Annotated in this window: 20 protein-coding genes; 12 read left to right on the top strand and 8 right to left on the bottom strand. The window is 32.4% G+C overall.

The genetic code is table 11. The features are described 5' to 3' along the window. Position 1 precedes the first annotated feature (1 nt). The 8 genes from AABD74_RS01550 (at position 2) to AABD74_RS01515 (ending at position 8,980) form a co-directional block, all read left to right on the top strand. Entirely contained in the window at positions 2-1,378 is a 1,377-nt protein-coding gene (locus tag AABD74_RS01550) for a hypothetical protein (RefSeq protein WP_406844481.1), read from the top strand. Positions 1,379-1,384: 6 nt separating this feature from the next. After that, complete coding sequence (locus tag AABD74_RS01545) at positions 1,385-2,539, top strand: glycosyltransferase family 4 protein (RefSeq protein WP_406844480.1); 1,155 nt, start codon at positions 1,385-1,387, stop codon at positions 2,537-2,539. Positions 2,540-2,551: 12 nt separating this feature from the next. Further along, the gene (locus tag AABD74_RS01540; protein ID WP_232680808.1) at positions 2,552-3,106 is read left to right on the top strand and encodes a serine O-acetyltransferase; all 555 of its coding nucleotides are present in this window, start codon (positions 2,552-2,554) and stop codon (positions 3,104-3,106) included. Next, entirely contained in the window at positions 3,106-4,224 is a 1,119-nt protein-coding gene (locus AABD74_RS01535; protein WP_232680809.1) for a glycosyltransferase, read from the top strand. The genes AABD74_RS01540 and AABD74_RS01535 overlap by 1 nt, the downstream gene beginning before the upstream one ends. Continuing rightward, positions 4,221-5,084, top strand: coding sequence for a hypothetical protein (locus AABD74_RS01530; RefSeq protein ID WP_232680810.1), 864 nt, complete (start codon positions 4,221-4,223; stop codon positions 5,082-5,084). Before AABD74_RS01535 ends, AABD74_RS01530 begins: the two co-directional genes overlap by 4 nt. Then, positions 5,085-6,173: a glycosyltransferase gene (locus AABD74_RS01525; RefSeq protein ID WP_406844479.1), complete on the top strand. Its 1,089-nt coding sequence runs from the start codon at positions 5,085-5,087 to the stop codon at positions 6,171-6,173. 8 nt (positions 6,174-6,181) lie between these two features. Beyond that, on the top strand, positions 6,182-7,522 hold the full coding sequence (locus tag AABD74_RS01520; protein ID WP_406844478.1) for an O-antigen ligase family protein: 1,341 nt from the start codon (positions 6,182-6,184) through the stop codon (positions 7,520-7,522). Between the two features lie 63 nt (positions 7,523-7,585). Beyond that, positions 7,586-8,980: an exopolysaccharide biosynthesis polyprenyl glycosylphosphotransferase gene (locus AABD74_RS01515; protein ID WP_406844477.1), complete on the top strand. Its 1,395-nt coding sequence runs from the start codon at positions 7,586-7,588 to the stop codon at positions 8,978-8,980. 1 nt (position 8,981) lies between these two features. Here the strand turns inward: AABD74_RS01515 and AABD74_RS01510 are convergent, their stop codons facing one another. After that, positions 8,982-10,121 (bottom strand): DUF4105 domain-containing protein, encoded by a 1,140-nt coding sequence (locus tag AABD74_RS01510; RefSeq protein ID WP_406844476.1) that lies wholly within the window; start codon positions 10,119-10,121, stop codon positions 8,982-8,984. Between the two features lie 23 nt (positions 10,122-10,144). Further along, on the bottom strand, positions 10,145-11,128 hold the full coding sequence (locus AABD74_RS01505) for a PorV/PorQ family protein (RefSeq protein ID WP_406845618.1): 984 nt from the start codon (positions 11,126-11,128) through the stop codon (positions 10,145-10,147). A 276-nt stretch (positions 11,129-11,404) separates the two neighbouring features. Between AABD74_RS01505 and AABD74_RS01500 the strand changes: the two genes are divergently transcribed. After that, positions 11,405-12,118 carry a CDP-alcohol phosphatidyltransferase family protein gene (locus tag AABD74_RS01500; protein ID WP_406844475.1) on the top strand — a complete coding sequence of 238 codons (714 nt, stop codon included), beginning with the start codon at positions 11,405-11,407 and terminating at the stop codon, positions 12,116-12,118. A 10-nt stretch (positions 12,119-12,128) separates the two neighbouring features. After that, entirely contained in the window at positions 12,129-12,983 is an 855-nt protein-coding gene (locus tag AABD74_RS01495; RefSeq protein ID WP_406844474.1) for a glycoside hydrolase family 25 protein, read from the top strand. A 68-nt stretch (positions 12,984-13,051) separates the two neighbouring features. On the opposite strand, the gene AABD74_RS01490 is transcribed toward AABD74_RS01495, so the two are convergent. The 5 genes from AABD74_RS01490 to AABD74_RS01470 all read right to left on the bottom strand — a co-directional run bounded on the left by AABD74_RS01490 (position 13,052) and on the right by AABD74_RS01470 (position 16,363). Next, on the bottom strand, positions 13,052-13,276 hold the full coding sequence (locus AABD74_RS01490; protein WP_232680819.1) for a DUF5808 domain-containing protein: 225 nt from the start codon (positions 13,274-13,276) through the stop codon (positions 13,052-13,054). Positions 13,277-13,357: 81 nt separating this feature from the next. Then, positions 13,358-14,098 (bottom strand): LPS export ABC transporter ATP-binding protein, encoded by a 741-nt coding sequence (lptB, locus tag AABD74_RS01485; protein ID WP_053470913.1) that lies wholly within the window; start codon positions 14,096-14,098, stop codon positions 13,358-13,360. 141 nt (positions 14,099-14,239) lie between these two features. Further along, a complete protein-coding gene (locus AABD74_RS01480; RefSeq protein ID WP_406844473.1) occupies positions 14,240-14,590 on the bottom strand; it encodes a carboxymuconolactone decarboxylase family protein in 351 nt (116 codons plus the stop codon). Further along, positions 14,583-15,398, bottom strand: a complete 816-nt coding sequence (gene tatC / locus AABD74_RS01475) for a twin-arginine translocase subunit TatC (RefSeq protein WP_232680823.1) — start codon at positions 15,396-15,398, stop codon at positions 14,583-14,585. Before tatC ends, AABD74_RS01480 begins: the two co-directional genes overlap by 8 nt. After that, positions 15,398-16,363 carry an SIS domain-containing protein gene (locus AABD74_RS01470; RefSeq protein ID WP_232680825.1) on the bottom strand — a complete coding sequence of 322 codons (966 nt, stop codon included), beginning with the start codon at positions 16,361-16,363 and terminating at the stop codon, positions 15,398-15,400. The genes tatC and AABD74_RS01470 overlap by 1 nt, the downstream gene beginning before the upstream one ends. 88 nt (positions 16,364-16,451) lie before the next feature. Here AABD74_RS01470 and recQ point away from each other — a divergent pair, with 88 nt between their 5' ends. Next, complete coding sequence (recQ, locus tag AABD74_RS01465) at positions 16,452-18,647, top strand: DNA helicase RecQ (protein ID WP_232680826.1); 2,196 nt, start codon at positions 16,452-16,454, stop codon at positions 18,645-18,647. A 134-nt stretch (positions 18,648-18,781) separates the two neighbouring features. Here recQ and AABD74_RS01460 read toward each other — a convergent pair whose 3' ends face one another. Then, positions 18,782-19,021, bottom strand: a complete 240-nt coding sequence (locus tag AABD74_RS01460; RefSeq protein ID WP_232680828.1) for a hypothetical protein — start codon at positions 19,019-19,021, stop codon at positions 18,782-18,784. 308 nt (positions 19,022-19,329) lie between these two features. Between AABD74_RS01460 and AABD74_RS01455 the strand changes: the two genes are divergently transcribed. Then, a complete protein-coding gene (locus AABD74_RS01455) occupies positions 19,330-20,889 on the top strand; it encodes an NAD(P)/FAD-dependent oxidoreductase (RefSeq protein ID WP_406844472.1) in 1,560 nt (519 codons plus the stop codon). Positions 20,890-20,939: the final 50 nt, after the last annotated feature.

Raw genomic sequence — 20,939 nt, 5'->3', positions numbered from 1 at the left:
AATGGAAAAAAATAAGATTTTATTATTGTTCCCAGATGGTGTTGGAATTAGGAATTATCTTTTTTCTAATACATTCAATAATTATAAATCAGAAGATTTAATCCTGTTTCATGGTTTTGATCCTCAAACCATAACTTCAATTAAGGAAGATACTTTAATTGATAATGATATTTTGATTCCTAATTATAAGGAATCCTTAAAAGAAAAATTTTTAAGAGAATTAATCTGTCTTTCAAGATTATACTATAATAATTCTAAAGTTAACAATCCAACTTTGTTAACCAATTGGAATTGGAAACAAAAAGGATTGTCTAAAAAGATATTTTATAAACTAATACAGATATCCTCTATATTTTTTAAAAAATATCCGAGTATTTTAAAACTCGAAAAAATGTATCAGAAAGCAATTCGTCAAAATCCTTTTTATTATCAGGTAAAAAATATTTTGAGCGATGCAAAAGTAAGCCATTTATTCTGTTCACATCAAAGAGCATTAACTGCTGCACCGGTTTTTGCCGCAGCGACTGATTTGGGAATTAAAACCAGCACCGTAATTTATTCATGGGATAATTTGCCAAAAGTTCGTTTAGCCCTGCGGGCAGATAATTACTTAGTTTGGTCTCTTTATATGAAAAATGAATTAAAACAATTCTATTCTGAAATTCCAGCAGAAAATATTCATATTACAGGAACTCCACAGTTTGAATTTTACGATGAACCAAAAAATATAATTGATAAAGAAATTTTTTATCAGAAATATAATTTAGATTTAAACAAAAGAATTATTTGCTTTTCTGGGGATGACACTAAAACTTCTCCAGATGATCCAAGTTATTTGAAAGATATAGCAGAGGAAATTATCAAAGCAAATTTGCAGAATGAATATCAAATTTTATTAAGAAGATGTCCAGTTGATTTTTCAGGAAGATTTGATAAGATCGTAGAGCAATATAAAGATTTAATTAAAGAAGCACCGCCGTTATGGTATTTCAGTAAATCAAAAGAATGGAATACTGTTTATCCAACTTTTGAAGATGTTAAGTTATTAGTGAGTACTGCCTTTTATTCTGATATAGTTGTGAATGTTGGATCTACAATGGCTTTTGATTTTGCAATGTTTAATAAGCCCTGTATATTTATTAATTATGATCAGCCAAATAAAAATGTAAAAGATTGGTCGGTGAAAACAATTTATCAATTTCAACATTTTAGAAGTATGCCAAATAAAAAATCAGTTATTTGGTTAAATGGTAAAAATGAAATCGCTCAAAAGATTGTTATGCAGACAAGCAATAATATTGATATGATTAATTGGAAAGAAATAATACTTGGAGATTATAAAAATGCATCTAATAATATTCGGAAAATAATAAATTAAGTAGATATGCACATCTGTTTCATAACTAACGAATTTCCAAAAGAAGGTTTTCCACATGGAGGAATTGGCAGCTTTGTTAAGACATTGGCTGTTTCGTTGGTTAAAAAAGGTTTTCAAATATCCGTTGCCGGAATTAACTATACTCCAAATAATGAAACTGAAATTGTAGAAGGAATAAATGTTTATAGACTAAAAAAAAGTACAATAAAAGGATTTTCCTGGTATTTTAATTCGAAGGCACTTAATGAAAAAATAAAGCAGCTTCACAAAGAAAATCCAATACATATTATTGAATCTTCGGAACTTGGGCTTGCTTTCCTGTCTAAAATAAAAGACATAAAATATATTATCCGTTTACATGGAGGCCATCATTTTTTTGCTGAAAGTGAAAACAGGAAAATCAACAAATGGAAAGGATTTCAGGAAAAAAGATCTTTTAGTAAAGCAGATGCTTTTATTGCCGTTTCTCAGTATGTAAAAAAACATACCGAACAATATTTAAGTTACAATAATAAACCAATAGCCTATATAAGTAACCCTATTGATACTGATTTTTTTAAACCAATAAGTGAAAATGAATCTGATAACAAGATCCTTTTTGCCGGAACAGTTTGTGAAAAAAAAGGAATAAGGCAATTGATTCAGGCTTTCCCATTTGTAAAAAAAGAAATTCCTAATGCTGTTTTAGAAATTTATGGACGTGACTGGTTTTTTCCTGATGGAACATCCTATATTAAGATGTTGAAAGAAAAAGAATTACCAAAAATAGAGAAAGCGGCAGAAGATGTTTGTTTTAAAGGAGCAATTTCATTTAATGGTATTCCCAATGCATATTCGGAGGCGGCGGTATGTGTATTTCCGTCGCATATGGAAACACAGGGTTTAGTTGCACCAGAAGCCATGTCTATGGAAAAAGCAGTTGTTTTTACAAAACTAGGACCAGGACCAGAAGCTGTAGAAGATTATAAAACAGGATTATTATGTGACCCTTATAATCCAAAAGATATTGCTGAAAAAATTATCTGGTTTCTTTCAAACAAAGAAAAAAAAGAAATAATAGCAAAAGCAGCAAGGAAATTTGTGGTTCAAAAATACGGACTGAATACTATTATGGATCAAAATATTGTTTTTTATAAATCGTTACTTAAATCTGAAGACTAAAAAATAAAAAAGATGAATTTATTTCAACTCATAAAATCAGATTACAGGAAATATAAAAAATATGGAGGCAGTTTCTTTGGGATTATATTTTTAACTCAGGGATTTTGGGCCATTTTTCAATATAGAATTGCTCATTTTATTTATTCAAAAATAAAATGGCAGCCATTTCGATTTTTAGGATTGTTTATAATGCTTATCAATCAAAAATTTATTGAAATTGTAACAGGGATATCAATTTCAGCATCTTCAAAAATTGGAGATTCATTTTATATTGGGCATTTTGGAGGTATTATTATTAATGCAGATGCCGTTGTAGGTAATAATTGTAATATTTCTCAGGGAGTAACAATAGGAGTGTCTGGACGCGGCGAAAAACGAGGAGTTCCTGTAATTGGTAATGAAGTGTATATTGGAGCAAATGCCGTTGTATCAGGAAATATTAATATAGGAAACGGAGTTTTAATTGGAGCTTGTTCAATGGTAAATACTTCTGTTGAAGATAATTCGGTAGTTTTGGGAGTTCCTGCAGTTGTAATATCACAAAACGGATCTAAAGGCTACATTTAATGAAGTTACTAATTCTTTCATCGGCTCCATTTATATTTAAAGATAACAAATGCTATGCTTACAGCCCTTATGTAAAAGAATTAGTAATTTGGGAAAAATATGCAGATGAAATTGCTTTTTGCTGTCCGGTATGGAAAAAGGAGAATGGATTATTGATCGATGAAATTCCATTCAAATTTAGCAGACACTATAAATTAATTGACTTTAATTTAAATACTTTCAGTAATATTATTAAAAGCGTTTTTTGTTCTATCCTAAATACGCTGATTATTTTTAAAGCAATGTATCATGCAGATCACATTCATTTGCGATGTCCGGGAAATATTGGTTTGTTAGGAAGTTTTGTTCAGGTATTTTTTCCAAATAAAATAAAATCGGCAAAATATGCAGGAAATTGGGATCCAAAAAGCAAGCAGCCCTGGACATATAAACTGCAAAAGAAAATTTTAAGCAATACATTCTTTACCAAAAACATTAAAATTCTGGTTTACGGAGATTGGGAGAACCAGTCTAAAAATGTAAAACCTTTTTTTACGGCTACCTATTCAGAATCTGAAAAAGAAACAGTTGAAAAAACTACTATTGATTCAGGGATAGAATTTATTTTTGTTGGAAGTTTAGTTGAAGGCAAAAATCCCGTTTATGCCATAAAACTAGTTCAAAAATTAATTGAAAGAGGGAAAAATGCAGTTTTGAACCTGTATGGGAATGGCGGCGAAAAAGCATCTTTAGAAAAGTACATCAAAGAAAATAAACTTGAAAATTTTGTTTTCCTGCACGGAAATCAAAATTATGAGACTTTGAAAAGCGCATACAAAAAAAGCCATTTTGTTATCTTACCATCAAAAAGTGAAGGATGGCCAAAAGCAATTGCCGAAGGAATGTTTTGGGGATGCATTCCTATTGCTACAAAAGTTTCATGCATTCCTTTTATGTTAGATTTTGGCAATCGAGGGATTTTATTAGAAATGAATATAGAAGAAGATATTTCCCGAATACTAAATATTGCAGAGCAGCAAAATAGCTTTGACATTAAAAGTAACTTGTCGGCACAGTGGTCACAAAAATATACAACGGATCTATTTGAATCAGAAATAGAAAAAATACTAAAACCTTGAAACATACAGTAAAAACCAAAATATTTAAAGCAATTTCTTTATTGCCAGATCGCTTAGGATATTTTTTATATCACTTTTTGCAGAACGTTGGAAGTAAAGTAACCCTTGAAAATAAAATTCAGTCTACAAACAATACTTTTGAAACCGTAAAAAGAATTTTATTAAAAAATGATATTACACTGAAAGATTCAAAAATTGCAGAATTAGGATCGGGGTGGGTTCCTGTTTTTCCATATCAATTAATTTTTGAAGGAAATGCAAAATGTGTTGATACATATGATATAAATGAGCATTACAACGAAAAAGAAATTTTAAAGCTCAATGAATATTTCAGTAAACAATACGATTTTGCAGTAAATGAAAAAAAGAAATATTCTTTAGCAAAAGGAGTTAACTATTTTCCTAAAACAGATATTTGCGACGGAAATCTAAAAGACATAAATTTAGTATTATCCAGATTTGTTCTGGAGCATGTTCCTCCAAATGAAATTATTAAAATTCATGACTTTCTTTATTCTAACTTAGAATCCGGGAGTCATATTTTGCATTTAATTTCTCCAAGCGACCATCGTGCTTATAGTGATTCAACACTTTCATTGCAGGATTTTTTAAAGTATAGTGAAGAAGAGTGGAATCATATTCAAACTAAATTTGATTATCACAATAGATTAAGACTTCCTCAATATTTAGAGATTTTTAAAGATAAATTTGAAATACTTTTTTTTGAACATGATAAAATAAATGTGGAATCGAAGAGCTTTAAAAAATTTAAAGAATTAAAGATTCACGAGGATTTCAAAAATTATAGTGATCAGGAATTAATGGCTGGAAGTATCAATATTTTGCTGAAGAAAAAGTAAATGAGAATCATTCAAATTATAGATTCACTCGAAGTGGGCGGTGCAGAAAAAATGGCCGTTAATTATGCAAATGCTTTATCTAAAAAAATAGAGTTTTCGGGATTAATTGCGACCCGAAAACAAGGATTGCTTTTAGAACAAATTAATAATAATGTCGATTATTTATTTTTAAATAAAAAAAAGCAAATTGATTTTAAGTCTATATTCCAGCTGAGAAATTATGTAAAAAACAATAAAGTAGATTTTATTCATGCTCACAGTTCTTCCTTTTTTATTGCTGTTTTAGTGAAATTGACTTTCTTTAAAGTTAAAATAATATGGCATGATCATTATGGAATTTCGCAAGATTTAAAATCAAGAAAAAATTTAAGTTTAAAATTTGGTTCCCTTTTTTTTACTGGAATTATTTCAGTCAATTCAGCACTAAAAAATTGGGCCCAAGATTATTTATGGTGTAAAAAGGTTATTTACCTGCCAAATTTTATTGAAAGCAATGTTAATTTAAATACTGAGATTTCTTTAAAAGGATTAGACGGAAAACGAATTGTCTGCGTAGCGAATCTTCGGCCTCAAAAAAATCACGAACTTTTGATTAATACCGCAAGTATAATTCGAAATAAATTTCCTGACTGGACTTTTCATTTAATTGGAAAAGATTTTGAAGACATACATTCTTATGAATTGAAGAGAAAAGTTGAAGATTTAAAACTAACAGAGAATGTCTTTTTTTATGGTACAATTAATAATATTCCTTCGGTTTTAAAACAGTCTGAAATTGCAGTGCTTCCATCACTTTCAGAAGGGCTTCCATTGGCTTTGTTAGAGTATGGATTATATGAAATGCCCGTTGTTGCAGCAAACGTGGGAGAAATATCAAAAATAATTACTTCTGAAAAAACAGGATTAATTGTCCCGTCAAATGATTTGGAACAATTTACAAAAGCAATCCAAAAATTAATTGAAGATAGAATTTATAGAAAAGCAATAGGTTTAGAGCTAAATAAAGTAATAAAACTAAATTACAGTGAAGAATCAGTTATTGAAAAGTATATTTCGTGGTTTAATTCTTTAATTAACTTTACCATCTAAAGTTTATAATGAAAAACAATAAAATTCCATATATCTCACTCCTCATATTACATGCAATAATTGCAGTGGCAGTTTTTGTAGTACCCTTTTTGTCAAAAGTTTATGCATTATTAATTCCAATAATTGGTTTTTTTATAGTTTATCGAAAAAAAAACAGGAACAATGAGGCACTTTTAGTAGCAGCATATTTAGTTGGAGTTGAAGTTTTTTTACGAATGACAGGAGGTAATTTTAATAACGAATATGTAAAAATAACTGTTATTTTTTTCATGTTGTTAGGAATGGTATACAGCAATTTTTCATCAAATGCTTTTATTTATGCATTCTTTCTGCTGTTATTAATTCCGGGAGTTCTTATAGCGATGAACGCAGCTGATTTTGATGTGGATATTAAAAAAGCATTGGTTTTTAACTTATCAGGACCATTTTGTTTATGCATATGTGCAATATATATGTTTAATAGGAGAATTGTTTTTTCTGATCTGCAAAATATTGTATTAGCAATGGGGATTCCTATTATTACCACTACCGTTTATTTGTTTTTATATAATCCAAGTGTTAAGGATGTTGTTACGGGCACTCAATCTAATTTTGAAACCTCAGGAGGATTTGGGCCAAATCAGGTTTCTACAATCTTAGGACTTGGAATGTTTGTTTTCTTTTCGCAATTGGTTTTGTTTTCAAAATCAAAAAAGGAAATGATTATAAATGGAATTTTGCTAATTTGTATTAGTTATAGGGCAATAGTCACTTTTTCCAGAGGAGGAGTCATTGCAGGAATAGTAATGATCATTTGCTTATTAATACTGCTGTATTATTTTTCTAATTCAATGGGTAAGAGTAAGATAGGCTTGATTTTTGTTTTAATGGGTTTTCTTGCCTTGGGGGTATGGAGTTATACATCACTTCAGACTAGAGGAATGATAGAAAAAAGATATGCGAATAAGGATGCCAAAGGAAGAGAGAAAAAAGATCGGTTAGGCGGCAGGGAGGCAATTATAGATGCAGATCTTAAATTATTTTTTGATAATCCAATTTTGGGTATTGGTGCAGGAATGGGGAAAGAATTAAGAAAAGATTCATTGGGTGAAGAAGTAGCTGCCCACAATGAAATTTCTCGTATGTTAAGTGAACATGGCTTATTTGGGATAATAGGGCTTTTAATACTATTGACAGTTCCTTTTATTCTTTACATTAATAATCGACAGCACCTCTATTTCTTGTCTTTTTTTATCTTTTGGCTGTTAACAATAAATCATGCGGCTATGAGAACAGCAGCACCTGCATTTGTTTATGCACTTACACTTCTTTCAGTTCAGATTAAATTACCAGTAAAAACAGAAAAATAGAAGTATTTGTTTTGTTTTTATAATACATTTGCATCCAGTTTAAGCCCCTAAACCTATCATAATATGCGTTCAAGTAATAAAATGCATTTTGAAATTTCAGAACGAAAAGTATTGCTTTTTGCTTTTGATGCTATTTTTGTTTTGTCTGCATTGTATTTTTTAAGTTTCTTTTTTAACTATCATTACTTTGCTTTAGAGATTCAAATTATTTACAGACCTATTATACTAGTTGGTTATTTGTACATTTTCGGAACAATTTTCGAAATGTATAATCTTCAGGTTGCAAGTAATCAGTTTCAAATACTTAAAAGTGTAGTTCTTTCGGTTTCTATAACTGTTTTGGTTTATCTTCTTACGCCTATTTTATCGCCGGGACTGCCAAAGCAGCGATTGATAATATTGATTTTTTATTTAACAATGTTATTAGTTGTGTTATTATGGCGTTTCTTTTATGCATTATTTCTGGCATCTTATCGTTTTTCTCAAAACGTGGTTTTAATTTGCGATCAGGATCAGGTAGAAGAATTAGTATTAGGACTTGAAAATGTTGATCCGCATTATAAAATTATTGGATTTGTTAATTCTGATTGCCTTTCTACAACAAATTCTGATTTTCATTATGTAAAAGAAATTGATAAAAGCGAATTAGAAGATTTTGTAATCAAAAACAGCGTTTCTGAAATTGTAATTGCTTCACAAAAAACAGATGGAATCACAGCCGATTTATATCAGCAATTACTTCATTTACTGGAATCCGGAAATATTATCCGGGAATATACACAAGTTTACGAAAGTAAAACACAGCGTATTCCGGTACATTATATAGCTCGGGATTTTTATCGTTTTTTCCCTTTCAGCCGCAGCAATAACAATAAATTGTATTTGTTTTTAATACGTTTCATAGAACTCTTGTTCTCTTTTACGGGTTTAATAATCTGCACGGTTTTCATTCCTTTTATTTTTATCGCAAATCTTATTGGCAACAAAGGAAGTCTTTTTTATACACAGGATCGGGTTGGGAGAAATGGCAACGTTTTTAAAATCTATAAATTCAGAACCATGATTGAAGCTTCTGAAACCAACGGTGCTGTTTTTGCCGTTTTTAATGATAAAAGAATTACTCCTTTTGGTAAATTCATGCGAAAATCAAGAATTGATGAATTGCCGCAGTTTTATAATATTTTAAAAGGGGATATGGCGGTAATTGGCCCGAGACCTGAAAGACCATTTTTTGTAGAGGAAATTGCCAGGGTAATGCCTTTTTACGAAACCCGTCATGTAATAAAACCGGGACTTACCGGCTGGGCACAGGTAAATTATTCCTATGGAGAATCGATAGATGAAAGCCTGATAAAACTGCAATACGATTTATACTACATCAAACATAGAAGTGTTTTTCTTGATTTAAGTATTACTTTTAAAACAATTACTACTGTTTTATTTTACAGAGGCCAGTAAATTAGATAATTATCGGTATACGTTTTATGTTGCGTATCACAACTCTTACCAAAACAAAACCACTTGTAATAATCATTGGCAGTACAATTAAAAAATGTGCTTTATTGATCATAAATAAGCTGTAAACAACCAGAAATATTAAATGTAAAACAGCAAATCTATAAGTCCATCTTTTGTTCTTTACAATCGAAAAGAAAATCAAAATCAGCAAAAGCGGACTAAATAATAATACATTATAATTCATCGCCAGTTCTTGGTGAAAAGAATAAAATCCAACAGAAACAAAAAAGATTCCCATTAAAGACAAAATCAATAAATAGATTTTGTCTACAATTTTGTTGTGTACTAAAACTACAAATCCTAAAATAAACAGATAAGTATAAATGTTATTCCACCAAGATGTTGGAGTTTCTTTTTTAAAACTTAAAAGTGTTTTGCTTTTTCCTGCCAAAAGATGACTCTGAAAAGTGGTTTGATCTAAACTGTTTTTTAGTTCAAAAGGCAGAAAAATTTTAGCTGCTAATTGATCAACTTTAGTTCCAAAAATAATACTTGTTCCTAATTGATCATAAAAATGTCCTTTAAAATAAGGAAACAGCACAGAGCGGTATGTTTTATCTGTGTCTTCTTTTTTAACAATTACATTTCCGCCTAAAGTTGAATTGATAACATCAACAACCATCGAGGTGCAATTCTTATCAATGAACTTATAAGTATAGTAACGTTCCTCAGATAATAAAACAGTATTTAATTTATCAAAAAGCTTCTGTTTTAATTCAGGAGAAAGAAGCAATTCCTGCTCAAAAACACTTCTTTTTTCATAAGTATAATCATTTATAAAATCTGGAAATGAATGCGCAGCTACAAAATACTGCAGGTCGCCTTTCGCAAATTTGGCAACAAAATTTGGCGTTCTAAAATCAAAAGCACCGTAATTATAAACGACATCAAGATTGTTTATTGGGTCTGCAACACGAATGGCAGTATGTCCAAAATAAGAATACGTTTCGTTTCCTAATCCGCAGGTAATTACGCTTATTTTAGCATATTTTGATAATGGTACATTTTGACCAAAACCAATTGTAAAACTTAGTAATAATAGTAAACTAAAAAGTGTTTTTTGTAAAAGGACTTTTTTCATAATTTAAAATTTTAAGAAGTTTATTATCTAAAAATACCAAGATCAACTTTTATAGAGAAAATATTAGAATACAAAGCCGCACTTTGGTTTCCTAAATCGGTTAAAGCATAATCAATCTGAATGCCTTTGTATTTAAAACCAAGACCAATATTAGGCTGAAAACTTAATTTCTCGGTATCATCCAATTGCGTCACATTCTGAAAATTTCCTGCTCCGGCTCTTAAGAAAACAATATCCGTATAGCCAAACTCAAAACCAAGTGCGGGATCAATACTTACAACTTTAGACGAAATAATATCATTTGTCTGCTCAAAACGCATGTTTAAATTTCCTGCAGCCAAAAGACTGTAATCATCATGGAATTCAAATTTTTTAGAAACTCCCAATTGTGCCTTTGGCAGCGTAATTTCGGTGCTTTCCGGTAATTCATTATTTTCTCCCGGAATAGCATTGGCGATTTTTTCATATTCCTCCTCATCAATATTCCAAACATTGTAAGTTGTCGTAATATCGCGAAGCATCAATCCAAATTTCCAGTCGTTATGCTCAAACTGAAGTCCGACATCAAAACCAAAACCCCATGAATTGGCAAATTTACCAATCACTCTTCGGATGATTTTTGCATTTACCCCATATTGAAACCCTTCAACAGGAAGTTTTCTGGCGTATGAAAAAGTAAAACCGTAATCGGCGGTAGAAAATAAACGAATTCTGTTATAATCAATATTGCCTTGGCTGTCGATTAATTGAGTCGTGTCCATAATATCATCGACTCCAAAACGAATCATCGAAATTCCCCAGGCACTTCGATCGTCAATAGGGCTTGCGTAGCCAATAAAATCGTATTGCGCAATATTGGCAAAATAACTGGCGTGCATTAATGAAATCTGATGGTCTTCGAGATGCGTTAAACCAGCCGGATTCCAGTAAACAGCATTTACATCATTTGTTGAAGCTGTCACGGCACTCGACATTCCTAACGCAGCGGCATCAACGCCAATATTCATAAACTCATTCGAATATTTTCGAACAGTTTGAGCATATTGCGAAGTAAAACTCCAAAATAATAAAAACGCAGAAAGTTTTTTCAAAAGCTGTTTTTTTGCAGACTGATGCCTGTTTTTAATTTTCATCAAAAATATAATATTTTACCCATCTAATTTCTTCCTTTTTGGAAATATTGCGAAAGTTAGAATTTCAAATAAAAAACAATTGCGAAAACACGTTTTTCATGTGCATATTATGCTAAATTTGTTCTCCAAGATTATCAAAATTTATAAAACATGAATATTAAAAAGTACATTCCGAATTTAATTACCTTAATTAATCTTTTTTGTGGCTGCGTTGCAATAGTTTTTATTTCTCAGGCCAATTTCGAAATGGCTTTTTACATGGTTTGTTTAGGAATCTTTTTTGATTTTTTTGATGGTTTTTTTGCCAGATTATTCAAAGTTTCAAGCCCGCTTGGTCTGCAGTTAGATTCTTTGGCAGATATGGTAACCAGCGGAGTTGCTCCGGGTTACGTTATGTACAGTTTGTTTACAAACAGCGCACACGAGTTAGGAACAAATGCTTTTATTCCGTTTTTAGGATTTATCGTGACTTTAGGTTCTTGTTATCGTTTAGCCAATTTTAATATTGATGCACGTCAGACAGATTCATTTATAGGACTGCCAACTCCGGCAAATTCTCTTTTTATTTTAAGCCTTCCGTTAGTTTTAAAATTTTCAGATTCTTTATTATTGCTTGAAATCCTGACAAACCAATGGATTCTTTTAGTAATCACTTTATGCAGTGCTTATATTTTGAATGCCGAAATTCCATTGTTTGCTTTAAAAGTGAAGAAGTTTAATTTGAAAGATAATGCTTTGCAGATCGTATTTCTTTTGATTTCTTTCGTTTTACTTCTGTTGTTTCATTTTGGAGCCGTTCCGTTAATCATCATTTTTTACGTGTTGTTATCAATTGTAAATAATTTGTTTTTGAAAAAAAAGTAGTTTTATTCGAATGGCAAGAAAAACGACTTATCGTAAAACATATTCAAGAAAACCCGCAGGAAGATCATTTCTAAGCAGGCTTTTTCGATCTCTTTTATTAATTTTCTTTGCGCTTCTTTTTATTGGAATTATTTATCACTATCGAAAAGGACTAGCTTATTATTTAGGATTTAAATCAGAAAAAGTTTTAGATGAAGATGAGGTAGACAAACATCTTTCTGATGTGAGGAATATTCGCGTTCTCGAAAATCATAAAGGAAAAGTTGTTGGAATTGATGTATCTGAATTTCAAGGAAAAGTCGATTGGGATGAAGTTGAAATTCTGGACGAAAAATATCCCGTACAATTTGTTTTCATTCGTGCGACTGCCGGCAACGATCGTGTTGATGGTCAGTTTAAACGCAATTGGGAAGGTGCTAAAGAAAATAAAATTATACGCGGCGCTTACCATTATTATCGACCAAACGAAAACTCCATAGAACAGGCCAATCTTTTTATTAAAACCGTAAAATTGCAAAAAGGCGACCTGCCTCCAGTTTTAGATATAGAGAAATTACCAAAAAATCAATCTCTGGACAGTTTAAAAAAAGGTTTAAAGCGTTGGTTAACTAAAGTAGAAAAACATTATCAGGTACGCCCAATAATTTATTCAGGAGAAAGATATTATTCTGATTTCTTAAAAGAAGAATTTGGAGAATATTTGTTTTGGATTGCCAACTATAATTTCTACCGGGAAAAAATTGAAGACGACTGGCTGTTTTGGCAGTTTACAGAAAAAGCTTCTCTGCCGGGAATCGAACATCGTGTTGATGTTAATATTTACAATGGCGATTTAGAACAGCTGCAGTTTATTACGGTTGAATAAGTTTGCAGTCGCAGTGGCAGTTTTCAGTTTGCCGAGAATGAAAATTGAGATTGAATACTTTTTAATGCTTATTTTGAAAATAAAAGCGCTAGTGGAATTAAGGCAATAAAAGCTAGAAAAATTAAAACTGAATAAGGATTCGCAAAATTTACCGTATATCCCATCCATTGAATTCTTTTTGGCGGAAGCAATCGTTTGTCTTTAGGGTTATAGTAAAAACAGAACAAATACCAATTGTTTGGATCTTTGTGCCAATTGTCGTAATCTTCCTGAGTTGGTTTTTCTGAATTCATCGTATTTTAGATTAGTGATCAGTGTTCTAGTGTTCAGTCAAAAAACTGATTACTTAAAAAACTGAACACTGACCACTTTTTTTAAAACTCCAATTTCTTTTTACGAAGTTCGAAGTTTTGCCCAAGATAAACACGGCGAACCATTTCATCTTCTACCAATTCTTCCGGAACTCCGGCTTTCAGGATTCCTCCTTCAAACATTAAATATGTTTTATCTGTAATCGCTAAAGTTTCCTGAACGTTGTGATCTGTAATCAGGATTCCGATGTTTTTGTTTTTTAACTGCGCTACAATTCTTTGAATATCTTCAACCGCAACCGGGTCAACTCCGGCGAAAGGCTCATCCAATAAAATAAATTTTGGATCTGTTGCCAAAGCACGCGCAATCTCTGTACGACGACGTTCTCCTCCAGAAAGTAAATCCCCGCGGTTGGTTCGAATATGTTCTAAACTGAATTCTTCAATTAAACTTTCCATTTTGGCAATCTGCTCTTCTTTAGAAAGTTTAGTCAATTGTAAAACACTTAGAATGTTATCTTCAATACTCAATTTTCTAAAAACAGAAGCTTCCTGTGCCAAATAACCAATTCCTTGCTGTGCACGTTTGTACATAGGATAATCAGTAATATTTAAATCGTCAAGATAGATGTTTCCTGAATTTGGTTTTACCAATCCTACGATCATGTAAAACGAAGTCGTTTTACCGGCACCATTTGGTCCCAAAAGCCCAACGATTTCTCCTTGGTTTACTTCAACAGAAATTCCTTTTACAACACTTCGGCCTTTGTAGGTTTTGATTAAATTATCGGCTCTTAGCTTCATTTTTTTTAATTAGATAATGTGTCAATTTGATAATGAGATAATTGTATCTCCAATGGGCAAAATAAATGAAAATAAATCAATAGAATAAATGAATTAACATATTGTCAAGAAATTATCTAATTGACTAATTATCAAATTATCTTATTTGCCTTGTTCTTCGAGAGCTTCCCAGAATTCGTAAGCTCTTCTTAAATGCGGAATTACGATTGTTCCTCCAACAAGGGTTGCGATTCCCATTGCTTCCATCATTTCTTCTTTAGAAACACCTTCTTTATAACTCGTTTCTAAATGGTATTTTACACAGTCATCACAACGCAAAACAGTCGATGCAACTAAACCTAAAAGTTCTTTTGTTTTTACATCAAGAGCTCCCTCTGCATAAGCATTGGTGTCAAGGTTAAAAATTCGCTTTACAATTTTGTTGTTGTCAGCGAGTAATTTTTCGTTCATTTTAGAACGATAGTCGTTAAAATCTTGAATTAAATCAGACATTTTCTTTCAATTTATTTTTATAAACAATCCTTGAAATCAGGATACTTACTTCGTAAATAATTAGCATTGGGATTGCTACAATAGTCTGGCTCACAACATCCGGCGGAGTCACAATTGCAGCAATAATCAGAATAATTATAACAGCGTATTTCCAATATTTTCTTAAAAAATCAGGTGTTACCAATCCTAATTTAGTTAAGAAATAAATAATAATAGGCAGTTCAAAAAACAAGCCGCTGGCCAGAACACTCGTTTTTACCATTCCCATATAAGACTCTATAGTAAATTGGTTTACAACAACATCACTTATAGAGAAAGTAGCAACGAAATTTACCGACATTGGTATTACTACATAATAACCAAAAATTACCCCTAAAAAGAAAAGCAGTGAAGAAGTGAAGATAAAAATTTTAGCATGTTTTCTTTCTTTTTCATAAAGCGCCGGGCTGATAAATTTCCAAAGTTCCCATAAAATATAAGGGAAGCTTAGTATGAAACCTGCTAAAAGACACATCCAGACAAATATATTTACCTGTCCTTCCATTTCAGTGTTTTGAATAATGAAATTTAGCTCAGTAATACAAATGCTGTCTGCAAAACCTAATTGATGTGATAAGTCGCAAAACCACACATAAGTAAAAAAACTAGGTCTGGTTGGACCTAAAATGATTACATCAAATAAGTAATCACTAACAAAATAAGTAACAAATGCCATAATGCATATTGCAATTGTACTTCTAACTAATAACCATCTTAATTCTTCAAGATGGTCTAAAAATGACATCTCGCCAAGGTTTTTCTTTGCCATTATACGATTCCTTCTTTTAAAATGTCATGTAAATGTAATACTCCTTTGTACTCGCCGTTGTCAGCCACGATAAGCTGTGTAATAGAAAAATCTTCTAATATATTTAAAGCATCAACTGCCATAGTTTCCGAAGATACTAATTTAGGATTTTTGGACATAATATCTTTAGCTGTTAAATCTGCAATAGTATCACGGTCGTTTAACATTCTTCTAATGTCACCATCCGTAATAATTCCAACAATTTTATTATCTTCAATAACAGCAGTAACGCCAAGTCTTTTTTCAGAAATTTCGAAGATCGCTTTTTTGATAGAAGTATCTGGAGTTACGGCTGGTTTCAATGAATGCTCGATCATATCTTTTACACGAAGCAAAAGTTTTTTTCCTAAAGCACCACCCGGATGATAAACTGCAAAATCCTCTGGTTTAAAATCGCGCATTTCCATTAAGCAAACTGCAAGAGCATCGCCCATAACAAGCTGTGCTGTTGTACTGTTTGTTGGAGCTAAATTTATAGGGCAGGCTTCGGTATCAACCGTTGTGTTTAAAACAAAATCAGAGCCTTTTGCCAGGAATGAAGTTACATTTCCGGTAATAGCAATTAAGGTATTCCCAAAGCGTTTTAATAACGGAACCAAAACTTTAATTTCAGGACTATTACCGCTTTTTGAAATACATATAATGATATCGTCATTTTGTATCATTCCTAAATCACCGTGAATTGCTTCTGCAGCGTGCAAAAACATTGAAGGTGTTCCTGTAGAGTTAAAAGTAGCCACCATTTTTTGAGCAATTATGGCGCTTTTTCCTATACCCGTAACGATCAATCGGCCTTTAGTTTCGTAAATACGTTGTGTTGCTTCGAAGAAATTTTCGTCCAGAAAATCAATTAACTTTATAATTGCTTCACTTTCAGAGAGTATAGTTTTTTTGGCGATTGCCAGTATATTTTCTTTTGAGATCAAAACAGAATATTTAAAATTTGTATGTATAAAAGAAAGTTGTATCTTTATGTGTTGCAAATTTATACAAAAATATCCATTTAAATAAAGAATGAATTCAAACGAAATTGAAATACACAAGGAATTAAAGAAGTATTTCGGCTTTAGCCAATTTAAAGGCTTGCAGGAGCAAGTCATTACGAGTATTTTAGGTAAAACGAATACTTTCGTAATTATGCCTACGGGCGGCGGTAAGTCTCTTTGTTATCAATTACCCGCTTTAATTCAGGACGGAACAGCTATTGTTGTTTCTCCTTTAATTGCTTTGATGAAAAATCAGGTAGATGCGATTCGAAGCCTTTCATCAGAAAACGGAATTGCGCATGTGCTAAATTCCTCTCTTACCAAAACAGAAATTGCACAAGTAAAAAAAGACATTAGTGCTGGTTTAACCAAACTCTTGTATGTTGCTCCCGAATCTTTAACGAAAGAAGAATATGTAGCCTTTTTACAAAGTGTGCCTATTTCTTTTGTTGCGATTGATGAAGCGCATTGTATTTCAGAATGGGGACATGATTTTAGGCCGGAGTACAGAAATTTAAGAAGCATTATTAAACAATTAGGTAAAGTACCTATTATTGGTCTTACTGCTACTGCAACCCCAAAAGTTCAGGAAGATATTCTAAAAAATCTTGACATGGCCGATGCCAATACTTTTAAAGCATCATTTAACAGGCCAAATTTATATTACGAAGTACGTACAAAGACAAAAAATATAGAATCGGATATTATTCGGTTCATAAAGCAGCATAAAGGCAAATCTGGAATTATTTACTGCTTAAGCCGCAAAAAAGTAGAATCGATTGCCGAAGTTTTACAAGTAAACGGAATCAGTGCGGTTCCTTATCACGCAGGTTTAGATGCAAAAACAAGAGCAAAACATCAGGACATGTTTTTGATGGAAGATGTGGATGTTGTTGTGGCAACAATCGCTTTTGGGATGGGAATCGACAAACCTGACGTTCGTTTTGTAATTCACCATGATATTCCAAAATCATTAGAAAGTTATTATCAGGAAACGGGTCGTGCCGGGCGTGATGGAGGAGAAGGACATTGTCTGGCTTATTACTCTTATAAAGATGTAGAAAAGCTGGAGAAATTTATGTCTGGAAAACCAGTTGCCGAACAAGAGATTGGTTTTGCACTTTTGCAGGAAGTTGTGGCTTACGCCGAAACCTCAATGTCGCGTAGAAAGTTTCTATTGCATTATTTTGGAGAAGAATTCGACAGCGAAACTGGAGAAGGAGCAGATATGGACGATAATGTTCGTAACCCGAAAAATAAAATTGAAGCCAAAGATCAGGTTGTCAAATTACTTGAAATTGTTCGGGACACCAAACATATCTACAAATCAAAAGAAATTGTGTTCACTTTAATTGGACGAATTAATGCGGTAATTAAAGCACATAAAACAGATATACAGCCTTATTTTGGTTCTGGTTCAGACCATGATGAAAAATATTGGATGGCACTATTACGACAAGTTTTAGTAACCGGATATTTATCAAAAGATATCGAAACTTATGGTGTAATAAAAATTACGCAAGAAGGTTTAGATTTTATTAAAAAACCGGTTTCATTTATGATGTCTGAAGATCATGAATACAGCGAAGCAGATGACGAAGCAATAGTGGCATCATCAAAATCTTCTGGCACAGCCGATGAAGTTTTAATGGGAATGCTTCGTGAACTTCGTAAAAAAGTAGCCAAAAAATTAGGTGTTCCTCCATTTGTTGTTTTCCAGGATCCTTCTCTTGAAGATATGGCTTTAAAATACCCTATAACATTACAAGAGTTATATAATATTCATGGTGTTGGTGAAGGAAAAGCTAAAAAATACGGTGGTGAATTTGTTACCTTAATTAGCAGATATGTTGAAGATAACGATATCATTCGCCCAGACGATTTAGTTGTAAAATCTACAGGAGTAAACTCTGCCAATAAATTATACATCATTCAAAATATCGATAGAAAATTGCCATTAAGCGATATTGCTTCTGCAAAAGGTCTAACGATGGATGCTTTAATCAAAGAAATGGAGCAAATCGTATATTCTGGAACAAAATTAAATATCAAATACTGGATTGACGATATGCTAGACGATGATCAGCAGGAAGAAATCCACGATTATTTCATGGAATCAGAATCAGATAAAATCGAAGACGCTTTAAAAGAATTCGACGGTGATTATGATATTGACGAATTACGATTAATGCGTATAAAGTTTATTAGCGAGGTGGCGAATTAAAAAAAAATAAATTCCAATTTTTTAAATTCCAAATTCCAAAAAAAGCAATAGTAAAATATAAATTCCAAATTCCAAGCAGTCGAAGCAATTGGAATTTGGAATTTTTTTATCGGAATTTCTTCAAGTTTGGAATTTTAACCTTCATAAACTTCCCCACGATGCGGTTTCAAAGCATCTCTTACCTGAATCATATTTTCATCGGTTACAACCATAAAAGCGGTTGCATGCATATCATTAAGAATTGAAAAACCTGTAATATTCAAAGGTAATTTCTCAATTAGAATATATTCTTTCAGGTGAATTTCGTGATGTTCTGCGGTTTTTGCAGAAGCAGGACCACGGAAATCCCAAATCAGTTTTATTTTTCTAGACATTTTTTTAAAGGTGCAAAGGTTCAGAGAGGTAAAGGTACAAAGTCTATTTTTAATAAAAGGTACTGAGGTTCTGAGATGCTAAGATTCTAAGTTTTTTTAACTGCTTAAAAGGAATCTTTTTAATCCAAATAATCTGTGGCAAAAAAAATAACGACAATGATTGTAAAGAAGATAATTAAATATAAATCTGTTTAGATCTGTGCAAACCTGTGGGCAAATTTTGCACTAAACATAAAATCTCATTTCAAAATAGTACTTTTGCATCTTCTTTTCATAGAAAGAAAAGCTAATAGAATAAAAAAGACACAATGCCAAGAGAACTTTTACTTCAGGTAACACCGGAAATTGCAGCAAACGAATCGCTGCTTAAAGATTATTTGTCTAAACAAATAAAAGTTTCTCCTCAGGAAATTCAGCATATTGTCATTTTAAAACGTTCGATTGATGCACGCCAGAAAGCGATTAAAATCAATTTGAAAGTTATTATATATTTAAAAGGAGAAGCTTTTCAGGAAACTAAAATTGAACTTCCCCTATATAAAGATGTTTCTTCTGCACAGGAAGTAATTGTGGTTGGTGCAGGCCCGGCCGGACTTTTTGCTGCTTTGCAATTAATCGAATTAGGCTTAAAGCCAATTGTAATCGAACGCGGAAAAGATGTTCGCGGACGCCGACGTGATTTAAAAGCAATTAATAGAGAACATATCGTTAACGAGGATTCTAATTATTGTTTTGGAGAAGGCGGGGCAGGAACTTATTCTGACGGGAAATTATATACCCGTTCTAAAAAACGCGGAGATGTAACCCGAATTTTGGAGCTTTTGGTAGCCTTTGGGGCTTCAGAAGATATATTGGTTGAAGCGCATCCACACATTGGAACAAATAAACTTCCGAAAATTATTGAAGATATTCGAAATAAAATCATTGAGTTTGGCGGTCAGGTTTTGTTTGATACGAGAGTTACAGATATTTTGGTAAAAAATAATGAAGTTGAAGGAATTGTAACTCAAAACGGAGATAAGATTCTGGCTAATAAATTGATTTTGGCAACCGGACATTCGGCTCGTGATATTTTTGAATTACTGGATAAAAAGAAAATTTTAATCGAAGCAAAACCTTTTGCTTTAGGAGTTCGTGCAGAACATTCTCAGGAATTAATCGACAGTATTCAATACAGCTGTGATTATCGCGGCGAACATTTGCCTCCGGCACCATATTCAATTGTAAAACAAGTAAACGGACGTGGAATGTACTCGTTCTGTATGTGTCCGGGTGGAGTAATTGCGCCTTGCGCGACAAGTCCGGGTGAAGTAGTTACAAACGGCTGGTCGCCATCTAAACGTGATCAGGCAACGGCAAATTCAGGAATTGTAATCGAATTGAAATTAGAAGATTTTAAGCCTTTTGCAAAATTTGGTGCTTTGGCCGGAGTTGAATTCCAAAAAAGTATCGAACAAAAAGCTTGGCATTTGGCAGGACGAACTCAAAAAGTTCCGGCACAACGAATGATCGATTTTACCCAAAATAAAGTTTCGGCTGATATTCCAAAAACGTCTTATGTTCCGGGAACAACATCTGTGGAAATGGGGCAGGTTTTCCCGGGATTTTTATCGCAGATTTTACGTGAAGGTTTTAAGGAGTTTGGAAAATCAATGCGAGGTTATTTAACTAATGAAGCCATTTTGCACGCACCGGAAAGCCGAACTTCATCGCCCGTAAGAATTCCTAGAGATGCTTATACTTTAGAGCATTTGCAGATAAAAGGATTATATCCATGCGGAGAAGGAGCAGGTTATGCCGGCGGAATTATTTCTGCAGCAATCGATGGTGAAAAATGTGCTTTAATGATTGCTGAATCTTTGAAGTAACTTGTCGATTGGTTTTCTGATTATTAAAATTTGTAATATATTTAGTTTTA

Source organism: Flavobacterium soyae (genome assembly GCF_045348165.1).
Lineage (GTDB): Bacteria > Bacteroidota > Bacteroidia > Flavobacteriales > Flavobacteriaceae > Flavobacterium > Flavobacterium soyae.
The sequence above is the reverse complement of the archived record's forward strand: the minus strand, read 5'-3'. Positions and strand labels throughout refer to the sequence as shown.

Coding starts and splice junctions, on each gene's coding strand:
- AABD74_RS01520 (WP_406844478.1), top strand. CDS start 6,182: ATGAAAAACAATAAAATTCCATATATCTCACTCCTCATATTACATGCA.
- AABD74_RS01505 (WP_406845618.1), bottom strand. CDS start 11,128: ATGAATATTGGCGTTGATGCCGCTGCGTTAGGAATGTCGAGTGCCGTG.
- AABD74_RS01525 (WP_406844479.1), top strand. CDS start 5,085: ATGAGAATCATTCAAATTATAGATTCACTCGAAGTGGGCGGTGCAGAA.
- AABD74_RS01515 (WP_406844477.1), top strand. CDS start 7,586: ATGCGTTCAAGTAATAAAATGCATTTTGAAATTTCAGAACGAAAAGTA.
- lptB (WP_053470913.1), bottom strand. CDS start 14,098: ATGAAGCTAAGAGCCGATAATTTAATCAAAACCTACAAAGGCCGAAGT.
- AABD74_RS01490 (WP_232680819.1), bottom strand. CDS start 13,276: ATGAATTCAGAAAAACCAACTCAGGAAGATTACGACAATTGGCACAAA.
- AABD74_RS01500 (WP_406844475.1), top strand. CDS start 11,405: ATGAATATTAAAAAGTACATTCCGAATTTAATTACCTTAATTAATCTT.
- AABD74_RS01545 (WP_406844480.1), top strand. CDS start 1,385: ATGCACATCTGTTTCATAACTAACGAATTTCCAAAAGAAGGTTTTCCA.
- AABD74_RS01455 (WP_406844472.1), top strand. CDS start 19,330: ATGCCAAGAGAACTTTTACTTCAGGTAACACCGGAAATTGCAGCAAAC.
- AABD74_RS01495 (WP_406844474.1), top strand. CDS start 12,129: ATGGCAAGAAAAACGACTTATCGTAAAACATATTCAAGAAAACCCGCA.
- AABD74_RS01480 (WP_406844473.1), bottom strand. CDS start 14,590: ATGTCTGATTTAATTCAAGATTTTAACGACTATCGTTCTAAAATGAAC.
- AABD74_RS01535 (WP_232680809.1), top strand. CDS start 3,106: ATGAAGTTACTAATTCTTTCATCGGCTCCATTTATATTTAAAGATAAC.
- recQ (WP_232680826.1), top strand. CDS start 16,452: ATGAATTCAAACGAAATTGAAATACACAAGGAATTAAAGAAGTATTTC.
- AABD74_RS01550 (WP_406844481.1), top strand. CDS start 2: ATGGAAAAAAATAAGATTTTATTATTGTTCCCAGATGGTGTTGGAATT.
- AABD74_RS01540 (WP_232680808.1), top strand. CDS start 2,552: ATGAATTTATTTCAACTCATAAAATCAGATTACAGGAAATATAAAAAA.
- tatC (WP_232680823.1), bottom strand. CDS start 15,398: ATGGCAAAGAAAAACCTTGGCGAGATGTCATTTTTAGACCATCTTGAA.
- AABD74_RS01510 (WP_406844476.1), bottom strand. CDS start 10,121: ATGAAAAAAGTCCTTTTACAAAAAACACTTTTTAGTTTACTATTATTA.
- AABD74_RS01460 (WP_232680828.1), bottom strand. CDS start 19,021: ATGTCTAGAAAAATAAAACTGATTTGGGATTTCCGTGGTCCTGCTTCT.